The following is a 13,297-nucleotide window of genomic DNA, read 5'->3' on the forward strand; positions in this document are numbered from 1 at the left end:
TGGGTTACTGGGTGATGTTGTCGTAATCACCCTCTTGATAGCCCACCAGAATGCGGTAGCTATCGAGCTCCAGAAGCGGGCGCTTCAAGAGCGTGGGATGTTTGAGCAAAAGCTCGCGGCCGGAGGTTGCATCCAGCCCCTCTTTTTCCTCTTCCGGCAGCTCCCGCCAGGTCTTGCTGCGCTTGTTGATGGCGTCCAGCAGCGGGACCTGCTCGAGAATGTGCTCCAAAAGGCTCGCCGACAGGCCGTCCTTGCGCAGGTCGTGCGTCTTGAAGGCCAGGCCTTTCTCGTCCAGCGCCTTGCGCGCCTTGCGGCAGGTATCGCAGTTATCGATGATGTAAAGCGTCAGCATAAAGCCTCCTGTCGTTGCTCTGATGGTCGTCCGTTCGCCGGCGTGTCATGGCGTTTCGTTCGCGTGGCCAACTTCGTCATGTTCAAAATCAGCATGACCAAAATCAACATAGCCAAAATATCGCGATTGCAAAACGCCTAGCCGCGCTCGATCAAGCGACGAAGGCGGCGCGCGGCTTCCAGGGTCGGTTCGAGCTCGGCGACCAGTGCCAGGCGCAGTCGCCCGGTGCCCGGGTTATGACCAGAAGCATCCTCGCGGCCCATCAGGCTGCCCGGCAGGACGCTTACGTGCTCTTCGCTGAACAGGCGCCTGGTGAAGGCGATGTCGTCGCCGCCGGGCACCGCGGGCCAAAGGTAGAAGCTCGCCTCGGGCGTGGGGAAGTCCATTACTGGGGCGAGCACCTCGGTCACCGCCTGGAATTTCTCGCGGTAGGCGTCGCGATTGGCCAGCACGTGAGCCTCGTCCTGCCAGGCCGCGATCGAGGCGCGCTGCACAGGCAGCGACATGGCGCAGCCGTGATAGGTGCGATAGCGCTTGAAGGGCGTGAGAATATTGGCGTCGCCGGCGACGAAGCCGGAGCGAAGCCCGGGCAGGTTCGAGCGCTTGGAGAGCGAGTGAAACACCACGCAGCGGCGATAGTCATCGCGGCCAAGCTCGGCGCAGGCCTGCAGCAGCCCCGGCGGCGGGGCGGCCTCGTCGAGGTAGAGCTCCGAATAGCACTCATCAGAAGCGATGATGAAGTCGTGCTCGTCGGCAAGCCTGATCAGCGTCTTGAATTCGTCCATCGAGGTGACCGCACCGGTGGGGTTGCCCGGCGAGCAGAGAAACACGATCTGCACGTCCCGCCAGGTCGCGGCGTCGATCCGGGAAAAGTCCGGGCGAAAGCCGTTCTCGGCGCGGCAGTCCAGATACAGCGGCGTGCCGCCGGCCAGCAGCGTCGCACCTTCGTAGATCTGATAGAACGGGTTGGGCACCGCGACGTTCGCAGGGCGGCTTCGATCGAGCGCGGCCTGAACGAAGGCGAAAATCGCCTCGCGGGTGCCGTTGACCGGAATTACCTCGCGCTCCGGATCGAGCCCTGCCAGCCCGAAGCGCCGCGTGGCCCAGGCGCTGATCTGCTCGCGCAGCTCGCCAAGGCCGTTGGTCGCCGGATAGCGCGCCATCTCATCGAGACTTTGTGCCAGCGCGGTCAGCGCCGCCGGGTAGGGCGCGTGCTGGGGCTCGCCGATGGTCAGGGCGATGTGCGCAAGGCCCGTGGGGGCGGCGAGCCCCTTTTTAAGCGTGGCCAGCTTCTCGAACGGATAGGGGTGCAGGGCGTTGAGATCAGAATTCATGGCGTGTCCGTTGATGGGCGGGCTGAGCGGCGTGGGATCGAGGCGCGATAAAAGCGCCCTCGATTATAAGCATGCCCACTGACCACCTCAAACCCGCGTTGCGCACTCGAGCGTCCCGCGCGTTTTGCAGTGGCTCAAACGCCGAGTACCTCGATCAGCCGGCTTCGAAGCTGCTGCTGGCGCGCCGAGTCGGTGAGCGGCTCGCCGGCCTTGGTGGTGATGAAGAACACGTCCTCGACCCGCTCGCCGAGCGTGGCGATTTTCGCCGTAGAGAGCGCAATGTCCTGCTCCATGAAGATACGCCCAACGCGAGCCAAAAGCCCCGGGCGGTCGGGAGCGGTCAGCTCTAAAAGCGTGCGCTCGTTGGCCGGGTCCTGCTCGATCAGCACCTCGGTCGGCACCTTGAAGTGCTTGAGCTGGCGCGGCGTGTGGCGCGTGACGATCTGCGGATAGTCGTCCGGGTCGTCGAGCTCCTCGACCAGGTGGCTACGCATCTCCTCGATCGCGCCGGGTTCGCGAATCGGCTGGCCGTGGCTGTCGAGCACGATGAAGGTGTTGAGCGTCCAGTCGTTATGGGAGGTAGCGATGCGCGCATCGTGTATCGAAAGCCCCAACTGCTCCATCGCCGCGGCGGTGGCGGCGAACAGATCGTCCACCGAGCGGGTGTGGATGAAGACCTTTGTGCCGCCTTCGGCCATGTCCTCGGTCGGCGCGCTGATCAGCACCAGCGGAAGCTTCGAGCCCTCGTGGGCGAGAATACCCTGGGCCTGCCAGACGATTTCGCTCGGCGCGTACTGCAGAAAGTAGTCCTCGCCCAGCGTTTCCCAAAGGGTGTCGATGCGCGCGCTCTCCACGCCCACGTTTGAGAGTAGCGAGCGCGCCTCCAGGCGGGTTTCGCGAATCCAGTCGTCGCGGTCCGGCGGGTTCTTGAGCCCGCGGCGAAGCGCACGTTTGGTCTCGGCGTGGAGCTGGCGCAAAAGCGACGCCCGCCAGCCGTTCCAGAGCGTCGGGTTGGTGGCGTTGATATCCGCCACGGTAAGCACGTACAGGTAGTCGAGCCGGGTTTCGTCGCGCACCGCCAAGGCGAAATCGCGAATCACGTCCGGGTCGCTGATATCGCGCTTTTGTGCGGTCATCGACATTAGAAGGTGGTGCTCGACCAGCCACCTCACCAGGTTGGTGTCGTGGGGCGAAACGTGATGGCGCTGACAAAAATGCTCGACGTCGACAGCGCCGATTTCGGAGTGATCGCCGCCACGGCCCTTGCCGATATCGTGGAAAAGCCCGGCGATCCAGAGAAGGTCGAGCTTGGGTAGCTGATGAATCAGCGTGGCCGCCACCGGGAAGTCCGCCTTGGCGTCGGGTTTGCGAAAGCCGTGAAGAAACTTTAAAAGTCGCAGGGTGTGGGCGTCGACGGTGTAGATGTGAAACAGGTCGTGCTGCATCAGGCCCACCGCACGGCCAAACTCCGGCAGGTACTTGCCCAGAATCCCGTAGCGGTTCATGCGCCTAAGCTGGCGCGGTACGTTGCCGGGTGCGCGAATGATCGCCATGAACAGGCGCTGGTGGTGCGGGTCTTCGCGGTAGTGGTCGTCGATCTGGTGGCGGTGGTCGCGAATCAGGCGAATGGTGTCGGCGCGCACGCCTTCGATGTGCTCGTGTTTGGCCATCAGAAGAAACAGCTCGAGCATCGCGTCGGGATGGTCGCGAAAGAGCGTTCTCGAGCGCGCCTGGATGTAGCCGCCCCGCGTCTCGAAACGCTCGTTGAGCGTGACCGTCTCGAGTACCTCCTTGCCGCGCAGGATCACTTCGTCGAAGTGCTGCAGCAGCATGTCGTTGAGTCCGGCCAGCGCCGTCACGTGGCGATAATAGCGCTTCATGAACTGCTCGACGGCCAAACGCTCCGGGGTGTCCTTGAAGCCGAACATTTCAGCGATGGTGCGCTGATGGTCGAACAAAAGCCGGTCTTCGGCGCGATCCGTGATCATGTGCAGCGCGTAGCGCACCTGCCACAAAAACGCCTGCCCCTGGCTCAGGATTCGAAGCTCGGCATCGTTCATGAAGCCGTTGGCGACGATGTCGGCGTACTGCTCGGTATCGAAGTGGCGCTTGGCCACCCAGCCGATCATCTGGATGTCGCGAAGCCCGCCCGGCGAGCTCTTTAAATTCGGCTCCAGGTGATACTCGGAGTTGTTGTAGCGGTAGTGGCGGCTGATCTGCTCTTGCCACTTGGCCTCGAAAAAGCGATCCGCCGGCCAAAGGTTCTCCGGCGCCAGGCGCTCGCGCATTTTCTGCCTTAACTGCTCGGGGCCAGCGATCAGGCGCGATTCGAGCAGGTTGGTGATCACCGTGACGTCCTCGGCCGCCTCGCGCTCGCAGTCGCTTAACGAGCGCACGCTGTGGCCGATCTCAAGGCCAATGTCCCAAAGGAAGGTGATGAAGGCGGTGAGCGGCTCGCGGTAGGCGCTGTCGTCGTCGTGCTCGAGCAGCAGCAGTAGATCGACGTCGGAGTGCGGGTGCAGCTCGCCGCGCCCGTACCCGCCGACGGCGATCAGCGCGATGCCATCGTCCGGCCACTCGAAGCGCTCCCAGGCGATGGCCAGCAGCTGATCAAGGTACCAGGCGCGCCCGCGCACCAGGTCGCGAATGTCGGCGCCTGCACGAAAGCGCTCGTCCAGCCGCGCCTGCAGCTCCTTTAGAGCGGCCTTGAAGGGCGCGATCGGCGAGCGTGTACCGGCAAGCTCGGTGCGAAACGCTGCCAGGTCGAAAAGCGTCGCGTCCGGCTCGAACCGGTGGTGGTGGAGGAGCATCAGTTGAGGAAGCTAAGGTCTTCGTCGCTGCGCGCGGTCAGCACGTCAACGCCGTCTTCGGTAACCAGCAGCGTGTGTTCCCACTGAGCGGAAAGGCTCTTGTCCTTGGTCACCGCGGTCCAGCCGTCGCGCAGCACCTTGGTCTTGTAGCTACCGACGTTGATCATCGGTTCGATGGTGAAGCACATGCCGGGTTTGAGTGCGATGTCGGCGGAAGGCGCGTAGCCATCGTAGTGGAGAAACTGCGGGTCTTCATGGAAACCGGCGCCGATGCCGTGGCCGCAGAAGTCGCGCACCACCGAGTAGCCGTTCGCTTCGGCGTGCTTTTGGATCGCGCGGGCAAGCTCTGACAGATGAACGCCGGGCTTGACCAACGCCATGCTCTTGTAAAGGCACTCCTGGGTCACGCGGCAAAGGCGCTCGCCCTGAATGGTGTCGCCGATGATGAACATCATGCTGGAGTCGCCGTGGTAGCCGTCCGGCGTTTTCACGGTGATGTCCAGGTTCATGATGTCGCCGTTTTTGAGCGTCTTGTCGAAGTCCGGAATGCCGTGGCACACCACGTGGTTGATCGAGGTGCAGGTCGCGTGACTGAAACCGTGGTAGTTCAAGGGCGCCGGTGTCGAGCCCAGCTCGTCGACGATATACGCATGACAGCGCTTGTCGATCTCACCGGTAGAGGCGCCGGCGACGACATAAGGGGTGATCATCTCGAGCACGCTGGCGGCCTGGCGGCCAGCTTCGCGCATTTTTTCGATTTCTTCCGCGGTCTTGATAGGAACGTTCATGACTTCTCGATATGGCGGGTTGGGTCGGTAATGCACGCGGCGCGCGCAAACCCCGAAGGGCGACTTCATCTTGGCAATGATATATGGTATAAAGCCGCGCGCTTTCCTGCAATCGCCATCCCGCAATCGCCTTTTTCGGCGCGCGGCGCGGCGACCATGCCGGTCGGCGTTAATACAGAGTCTGCGGCGTTGCCGCAAGGCTAATACAGCAAGCCTTGAAAACACACATGCACCGGCACATGGTCCCGGGTGCCGTTAGCCTCTTAAGGCGCTTTTAGAGCGCTGAGACTATCGGTCGGATCCATGGGGTGCGTGGAGGCCTAACCCGAGTTTCAGGAGTTCTACCATGGCTCACGTCAACATGCGTGATCTGCTCAAAGCAGGCGCTCACTTCGGTCACCAGACCAAATACTGGAACCCGAAGATGAGCAAGTTCATCTTCGGCGCGCGCAACAAGATCCACATCATCAACCTCGAGCACACCCTGCCGGCGCTGAACGAAGCGATCGACGTGGTCGAGAAGATGGCGGCGTCCAACAACAAGATTTTGTTCGTTGGCACCAAGCGCAGCGCCAGCAAGGTCATCAAAGAAGAAGCCAATCGCGTCAACCAGCCGTTCGTCAACCATCGCTGGTTGGGCGGCATGCTGACCAACTTCAAGACCATTCGTCAGTCCATCAAGCGTCTGCGCGAGCTTGAGACCATGCACGAAGATGGCACGTTCGCGAAGCTGACCAAGAAAGAAGTTCTGATGGCCACGCGCGAGCAGGAGAAGCTCGAGCGCTCCATCGGCGGTATCAAGAACATGGGCGGCCTGCCGGACGCGCTGTTCGTGATCGACGTTGATCATGAGCGCATCGCGATCAACGAAGCCAATAAGCTGGGTATCCCGGTCATTGGCGTGGTCGACACCAACTCCAACCCCGATGGCGTGGATTACGTCATTCCGGGTAACGACGACTCCATCCGCGCGATCCAGATCTACGTGAAGGCGATTGCCGACGCGTGTGGCCGTGCTAAAGAAGGTCGTCCGGATGAGTTCGTTGAAGTAACCGACGAGCAGGCTTCCGCCGAAACTGACGCTGCGGCCGAGTAACACGGCTACGGTGGATGCGGCGGGCAGTTGAGCCGCATCGCGTGAAGGGGGCTTTGGCCCCCTTTTTCCCGCTTGGCGGGCCGATTACGCCGGGCTCCTGCGCCGGCATACGCACTACAAACGATTGCCTGTTGGATCAGGCAGTGACATAAAGCGGTCAACACGCCTTGTGTATACTTTGTAGCGCGTCCAACTCTCAAGAATCCTTTCAGAGGTGAATTTCTCATGGCAGCTATCAGCGCCTCTCAGGTTAAAGAACTGCGCGAACGTACCGGTCTTGGCATGATGGAGTGCAAAAAAGCACTCACCGAAACCGGTGGCGATATCGACGTGGCCATCGAGAACCTGCGTAAAAACTCGGGTCTCAAAGCCGCGAAGAAAGCCGACCGTGTCGCCGCCGAAGGTGCCGTGGTTACTCGCGTCGCCGACGACGGCAGCTACGGCGTAATGGTCGAGATCAACTCCGAGACCGACTTCGTTTCGCGTGACGACAATTTCATCAGCTTCGCCAAGACAGTGGCCGACGCTTTCTTCGCCGCTAAAAGCGAAGACGTAGCCGCGGTCACCGCAGGCGAAATCGAAACCGCACGCGAGCAGCTGGTTCAGAAAATTGGCGAGAACATCGGCGTGCGTCGTGCCGTTGTGGTCAACGCCGTTGAAGGCGGTCTGGTGGGCGAATACGTCCACGGCGGACGTATCGGCGTGCTGACCGTACTGACCGGCGGTAACAGCGAAACCGCGAAAGACGTTGCCATGCACGTGGCGGCGATCAACCCGAGTGTTTCTCACCCGGAAGATATGCCCCAAGCAGAGCTTGACGAAGAAAAAGCGATCATCCTGGCCCAGCCCGATATGGCCGGCAAGCCCGAGCAGATCGCCGAGAAGATGGTTCAAGGCCGCCTGAAGAAGTACCTGGCCGAGAACAGCCTGACGCAGCAGCCCTTCGTCAAAGACCCCAACCAGACCGTTGCCGAGTTCGTGAAGGCCGCCGGTGGTGAAGTGGTCAGCTTTACGCGCTTTGAAGTAGGCGAGGGCATCGAGAAAGAAGAAGTCGACTTCGCCAAAGAGGTTATGGAACAGGCTGGCCGTCGCTAAGGTCAGAGGTTCCAGTTCGATGATGGCGTGCGCGCAAGCGCACGCCATCGTGTATCCGGCCCTTACGTTTTGCGGGGTTCGCCCTCGCTCAATGCTCTGGCTGGCTGCCCACCCTTGCCTTCCACTCAGGAGAGATGCCCATGTCACGTGATGTTCAAGACGCCAGCCCCATCGCCGGCAAAATGGACAAGTCGAAGTCCAAGTACAAGCGGATTCTTTTGAAGCTCTCTGGTGAGGCGCTGATGGGGGAGCACGACTTCGGGATTGACCCGGCGGTGCTGGATCGCATGGCGCTGGAAATCGGCCAACTGGTCGGCATCGGCGTACAGGTCGGTATCGTAATCGGGGGCGGCAACCTGTTTCGCGGCGCGGCACTCAATGAAGCGGGCATGGATCGAGTCACCGGCGATCACATGGGAATGCTGGCAACGGTAATGAACGCGCTCGCCATGCGCGACGCGCTGGAGCGCTCCAATATTCGCTCCAGAGTGATGTCAGCGATTCCCATGAGCGGCGTAGTCGAGCACTACGACCGCCGCACGGCGATCCGTTATCTGACCTCGGGGGACGTGGTGCTCTTCTCCGCCGGCACCGGTAACCCGTTTTTCACCACCGACTCCGCGGCGTGTCTGCGTGGCATCGAAGTCGATGTCGACGTGGTCATTAAAGCCACCAAGGTGGACGGTGTGTACAATAAGGACCCAGTCAAGTATCCGGACGCGGTCAAGTACGACCAGCTCACCTACGACGACGCGCTGGAGCAAAAACTCGGCGTCATGGATTTGACCGCTATCTGCCTGGTACGGGACCATGACATGCCGGTACGGGTATTCGACATGAACAAGCCTGGCGCCCTGCTCAATCTTGTCGTAGGGGGCAAGGAAGGCACGCTGATAGACAGAGGATAAATACGTGATTAACGACATCAAGAAAGATGCCGAAACGCGCATGAAGAAAAGCGTCGACGCGCTGCACACCAACTTCAACAAGATCCGTACCGGGCGCGCGCACCCGAGCATCCTGGATGCGGTCACCGTGGACTACTACGGCGGCCAGGTGCCGCTCAACCAGGTGGCGTCGGTCAACGTGGAAGACGCACGGACCTTGACCGTTACGCCCTGGGAGCAGCCCATGGTGCCGAAGATCGAAAAAGCGATCATGACCGCGGATCTGGGTCTTAACCCATCAAGCGCTGGCAATGTGATTCGCGTGCCGATGCCGATGCTGACCGAAGACACGCGCAAGAACTACATCAAGCAGGCTCGCGCCGAGGCGGAAACCGCACGTGTTGCCATCCGCAACGTGCGCCGCGATGCCAACGGTGATTTCAAGTCGCTTTTGAAGGACAAGGAGATTACCGAGGACGATCAGCGCCAGGGCGAAGACGAGATCCAGAAGCTGACCGACAAGTACATCGCCGAAATCGACAAGGCGCTGACGGCCAAGGAACAGGACCTGATGCAGGTCTAGTCTTGTCTTTTTATAACGCTCGGGCATTAGTGTGCCCGGGCGACGGTATGGCTCATTTATGACTGAACGTTGGTGCAAGACCCCATGACGTCTCCGCAGTTTCCGACTCAGGCGCCAAGCGCTGCCACGCCTTCTCATGCCGGCGGGGCGATCCCCTTGCACATCGCCATCATCATGGACGGTAACAATCGCTGGGCGCGTGCGCGGGGGCTTTCCGGCATTCGCGGCCACCGTGCCGGCGTCGAGGCGGTGCGTGCGGTCATCCAACGCGCCGCCGAGCGCGGCGTGAAGACATTAAGCCTGTTCGCCTTTTCCAGCGAGAACTGGAAGCGCCCGGCCGCCGAGGTCAACGCGCTGATGGAGCTTTTTTTGATGGCGCTCAAGCGCGAAGTCAAAAAGCTTCACGAGCGCAATATTCGCCTCTCGGTGATCGGTGAGCAGCAGGGCTTCTCTAACGCCATTCAAAAACATATCCAGCGCGCCGAGTCGCTGACCGCCGACAATACCGGTATGCACCTGGTGATCGCCGCCAACTACGGCGGCCACTGGGACATCGCCCGCGCCAGCCGCGCGCTTGCCGAGCAGGTCGCGGCAGGCACGCTCGACCCAGCGGATATCGACGAGACGCGCCTCGACCAGGCGATGAACACCGGCGACGTGCCGCCGGTAGATCTGTGTATTCGCACCAGCGGCGAACAGCGGCTCTCCAATTTCCTGCTCTGGCAGCTGGCCTACGCCGAGCTCTACTTCTCCCCCCTGTTTTGGCCGGACTTCGGTGCCCAGGCGTTCGATGACGCCTTGAACGAGTTTTGTTCCCGGCGCCGACGCTTTGGCATGACGGACGAACAAATAGAGGCGCATGGTGCTTAGACAGCGGATCATTACCGCAGCCTGGTTGGCCCCGTTAACGCTGATCGGTCTGTTTGGACTCAAAGGCGGCGCCTTTGCCCTGTTCACCGCAGTGATCGTGCTGCTGGGGGCATGGGAATGGACCAATCTGGCCGGCGTCTCCCGTGGCGCGCAGCGCCTCAAATGGGTTGCGCTCATGGCGCTGTTCATGGCGGCGATGTGGGTCGGTGACTTCGCTTACTCGAGCTGGCCCTTGTGGCTTGCCGCGATCGGCTGGGCGGTCAACTTCTACTGGGTGGTGAACTATCCGGAAAAGCGCCAGCAGTGGCACGGCCGCGCCGAGCGTCTGGCCATCGGTCTTTGGGTGCTGTTGACCTGCTGGGTGGGCTTCAACGTGCTGCGCGAAAGCGGTGGCGTCTGGCTTTTGTTCGTGCTGCTGCTGGTCTGGAGCGCCGACATCGGCGCCTACTTCGCCGGTCGGCGCTTTGGCAAGCGCAAGCTCGCCCCACGAGTAAGCCCGGCCAAGTCCTGGGAGGGCGTGTATGGCGCGCTGGTCGCCACGTTTTTGCTGGCGGTCGGCTTTGCCTTCTGGCAGCCGATGGGCGTGGCCGGCGGCGTCACGCTGGTCGCGATAACCGCGCTGGTCACCTTGGTCTCGGTGCTGGGTGATCTGTTCGAGAGCATGCTCAAGCGCTTTCGCGACATCAAGGATTCGAGCAACCTGCTGCCGGGTCACGGCGGCGTGCTCGACCGTGTCGACAGCCTGACCGCGGCGATTCCGGTATTCGCGCTGTTCTATTCTGAAGTGCTCAGCGTTCAGGTGGCCGCACTATGACGCCGCCCGCGTTACAGCGCGTCACCGTGTTGGGCTCGACCGGCTCGATTGGCAAGAGCACGCTCGATGTCATTGCTCGCCACCCGGAGCGCTACCGGGTGTTCGCGTTGGCCGCCCACACCTCGAAAGAGGTGCTGTTCGAGCAGTGCCAAGCGCATCACCCGGACGTGGCGGTACTGGACGGCGCTGATGACGCTGCCTGGCTTGCCCGGGCGCTCGAAGACGCGGGTCTTGCCACCCAAGTGAGCTTCGGCGTTGAGGCGCTGTGCGCCGTTGCCAGAGACGAGCGCGTAGATACCGTGATGGCGGCGATCGTCGGGGCGGCCGGGCTCATGCCGGCGCTGGCCGCCGCCGAGGCGGGCAAGCGGATACTGCTTGCCAACAAGGAGGCGTTGGTGATGAGCGGGGCGCTGTTCATGGACGCCGTCGCGCGCTCCAACGCCACACTGCTGCCCATCGACTCCGAACACAACGCCATCTACCAGTGCCTGCCGGCCGAGCATCGCGGTGGGCTTGCGCGCCACGGGGTTCGAAAGCTTCTGCTCACCGCCTCCGGCGGGCCGTTTCGCCAGTGGAGCGCGGCGGACATTGACGCCGCTACGCCGGAGCAGGCCTGCGCGCACCCGAACTGGTCGATGGGGCGCAAGATTTCCGTGGATAGCGCCACGCTGATGAACAAGGGCCTGGAACTGATCGAGGCGTGCTGGCTGTTCGACGCCCAGCCGGATCAAATTCAGGTGGTGGTGCATCCGCAGAGCGTGATTCACTCCATGGCCGCGTATGATGATGGCTCGGTGATCGCTCAGCTTGGCAACCCGGACATGCGCACGCCGATCGCTTACGGGCTGGCTTGGCCTGAGCGAATCGATTCCGGCGTCGAGACGCTGGATCTTTTTCAGATCGCGCGGCTGGATTTCGAAGCGCCAGACGAGTCGCGCTTTCCCTGCCTGCGTTTGGCGCGGGAGGCGATGCAGCAGGGCGGGGCGGCGCCGGCGATTTTGAACGCCGCCAACGAAGTGGCGGTAGAGGCGTTTTTAAATGGCCAACTGCGCTTTGGCGGCATTGCCGAGGTAGTGGCCGGCGTCGTCCAGGCCCCGCACGCGCACCGTGCGGATAGCGTCGAGACGATTCTGGCCGCCGATCAGTGGGCGCGGGAGCAGGCAAACGCGCTGCTCGATACCGCGCGTTCCAGCGAGAACCAGGCCGGCGGGTAAGCGACCGAAAGGAGGCGCGCGTGGGGCTATTACAGAACGTGTTGGCGGTCATCGTCGTGTTGGGGCTTTTGGTCACCTTCCACGAATTCGGCCACTTCTGGGTCGCCAGGCGCTGCGGCGTGAAGGTGCTGCGCTTCTCGGTGGGCTTTGGTAAACCCTTCTGGTCGAAGACCGACCGCCACGGCACCGAGTTCGCCGTGGCGGCGATACCGCTGGGCGGCTACGTCAAGATGCTCGATGAGCGCGAAGCGCCCGTGCCTGAGGAGCAGCTCGATCAGGCCTTCAATCGTAAAAGCGTATGGGCGCGCATTGCCATCGTCGCTGCCGGGCCGATCGCCAATTTCCTGCTGGCGCTGATCGTCTACTGGGCGCTGTTCGTCGCCGGCACCACCACCGTGACTCCGCTGATCGGCAACGTCGCCCAGGACTCGCCGGCGTATGAGGCCGGCCTGCCGGAAGGCGCCGAGATTACCGCCATTCAGGCGGATCCCATGCGCTCCTGGGAGGAGATCAATCTAAAGCTCGTGTCGCTGATCGGCTACAGCGGCGAGCTCGTCTTTAGCGCGCGGGAAAGCGCATCGAGCCCCGCGCGCACCTATTTACTGCCAGTGGAGAACTACCTTGCCCGCCAGGACCCACCCCAGCCGCTGCAAAGCCTGGGCCTCACCCCTTGGCGACCGCCGGTGCCCGCGGTGCTCGGCCAGGTGCTCGACGATGGCGCCGCCGCTGGCGCCGGTCTCGAGCCCGGCGACCGGATTCTGGCGGTCAACGACACGCCGGTCGAGGATTGGATGGCGTTCGTCGGCATCATTCGTGAGAGCGCAGGCCAGCCGCTGACGGTGCGCATCGAGCGCGGCGGCGAGCCGTCAACGCTGTCGCTGACCCCGGAAAGCAAACCACTGGAGAACGGCGCCGAGGTTGGGTACATTGGCGCAGGGGTCGAGCAGGTCGACTGGCCCGAAGAGCTGACGCGCGAGATCCGTTTTGGGCCGATCGAAGCGGTGGGCCAGGCGTTTTCGCGCACCGGTGAAATGATCGTTTTGACCGTCGATGCGATCCGCAAGATGCTGGTGGGGCTCATTTCACCCTCCAATCTCTCGGGGCCCATCACGATCGCCCAGATTTCTGGTGACTCCGCCCGGGCGGGAATGGAAGCGTTCGTCGGCTTTTTAGCGTACCTTTCCATCAGTCTCGGCGTTTTGAACCTGCTGCCGATTCCGGTGCTCGATGGCGGGCACCTGCTTTATTATTTTATCGAGATCGTGCGGGGTCGCCCGGTTTCAGAACAAACCCAGGCAATGGGGCTGCGTATCGGGCTCGCCATGGTAGGGACGCTGATGGTCATGGCGCTCTACTTCGATCTGATGCGCCTTTGGTAATGACGCGTGTAGCGCGTGGGATGCCTTGTCATCCGCCTGCACAAATGTATATGGTGCCTGTTTAACAACCGGCAG

Annotated in this window: 12 protein-coding genes; 8 read left to right on the forward strand and 4 right to left on the reverse strand. The window is 62.2% G+C overall.

Annotated elements, in window-relative coordinates:
- Positions 1-4: 4 nt before the first annotated feature.
- The 4 genes from MQW23_RS17490 to map form a co-directional block, all read right to left on the reverse strand.
- On the reverse strand, positions 5-352 hold the full coding sequence (locus MQW23_RS17490) for a Spx/MgsR family RNA polymerase-binding regulatory protein (RefSeq protein WP_252109501.1): 348 nt from the start codon (positions 350-352) through the stop codon (positions 5-7).
- Positions 353-489: 137 nt separating this feature from the next.
- A complete protein-coding gene (gene dapC / locus MQW23_RS17495; RefSeq protein ID WP_252109502.1) occupies positions 490-1,686 on the reverse strand; it encodes a succinyldiaminopimelate transaminase in 1,197 nt (398 codons plus the stop codon).
- Between the two features lie 134 nt (positions 1,687-1,820).
- Positions 1,821-4,496: a [protein-PII] uridylyltransferase gene (locus tag MQW23_RS17500; protein WP_252109503.1), complete on the reverse strand. Its 2,676-nt coding sequence runs from the start codon at positions 4,494-4,496 to the stop codon at positions 1,821-1,823.
- Complete coding sequence (map, locus tag MQW23_RS17505) at positions 4,496-5,284, reverse strand: type I methionyl aminopeptidase (RefSeq protein WP_252109504.1); 789 nt, start codon at positions 5,282-5,284, stop codon at positions 4,496-4,498. Before map ends, MQW23_RS17500 begins: the two co-directional genes overlap by 1 nt.
- A gap of 346 nt (positions 5,285-5,630) precedes the next feature.
- Between map and rpsB the strand changes: the two genes are divergently transcribed.
- From rpsB to rseP, 8 genes are all read left to right on the forward strand, one after another.
- Positions 5,631-6,380: a 30S ribosomal protein S2 gene (gene rpsB, locus MQW23_RS17510; protein ID WP_252109505.1), complete on the forward strand. Its 750-nt coding sequence runs from the start codon at positions 5,631-5,633 to the stop codon at positions 6,378-6,380.
- Positions 6,381-6,605: 225 nt separating this feature from the next.
- A complete protein-coding gene (tsf, locus tag MQW23_RS17515; protein WP_252109506.1) occupies positions 6,606-7,475 on the forward strand; it encodes a translation elongation factor Ts in 870 nt (289 codons plus the stop codon).
- Between the two features lie 140 nt (positions 7,476-7,615).
- Positions 7,616-8,383: a UMP kinase gene (gene pyrH, locus MQW23_RS17520; RefSeq protein ID WP_252109507.1), complete on the forward strand. Its 768-nt coding sequence runs from the start codon at positions 7,616-7,618 to the stop codon at positions 8,381-8,383.
- Between the two features lie 4 nt (positions 8,384-8,387).
- The gene (gene frr, locus MQW23_RS17525) at positions 8,388-8,945 is read left to right on the forward strand and encodes a ribosome recycling factor (RefSeq protein ID WP_252109508.1); all 558 of its coding nucleotides are present in this window, start codon (positions 8,388-8,390) and stop codon (positions 8,943-8,945) included.
- 84 nt (positions 8,946-9,029) lie between these two features.
- Positions 9,030-9,815, forward strand: a complete 786-nt coding sequence (gene uppS, locus MQW23_RS17530; RefSeq protein WP_252109509.1) for a polyprenyl diphosphate synthase — start codon at positions 9,030-9,032, stop codon at positions 9,813-9,815.
- On the forward strand, positions 9,808-10,629 hold the full coding sequence (locus tag MQW23_RS17535) for a phosphatidate cytidylyltransferase (RefSeq protein WP_252109591.1): 822 nt from the start codon (positions 9,808-9,810) through the stop codon (positions 10,627-10,629). Before uppS ends, MQW23_RS17535 begins: the two co-directional genes overlap by 8 nt.
- On the forward strand, positions 10,626-11,843 hold the full coding sequence (gene ispC, locus MQW23_RS17540) for a 1-deoxy-D-xylulose-5-phosphate reductoisomerase (RefSeq protein ID WP_252109510.1): 1,218 nt from the start codon (positions 10,626-10,628) through the stop codon (positions 11,841-11,843). The genes MQW23_RS17535 and ispC overlap by 4 nt, the downstream gene beginning before the upstream one ends.
- A gap of 20 nt (positions 11,844-11,863) precedes the next feature.
- Entirely contained in the window at positions 11,864-13,222 is a 1,359-nt protein-coding gene (rseP, locus tag MQW23_RS17545; RefSeq protein ID WP_252109511.1) for an RIP metalloprotease RseP, read from the forward strand.
- Positions 13,223-13,297: the final 75 nt, after the last annotated feature.

This window comes from Halomonas sp. S3-1-1 (assembly GCF_023757625.1).
Classification (GTDB): Bacteria; Pseudomonadota; Gammaproteobacteria; order Pseudomonadales; family Halomonadaceae; genus Vreelandella.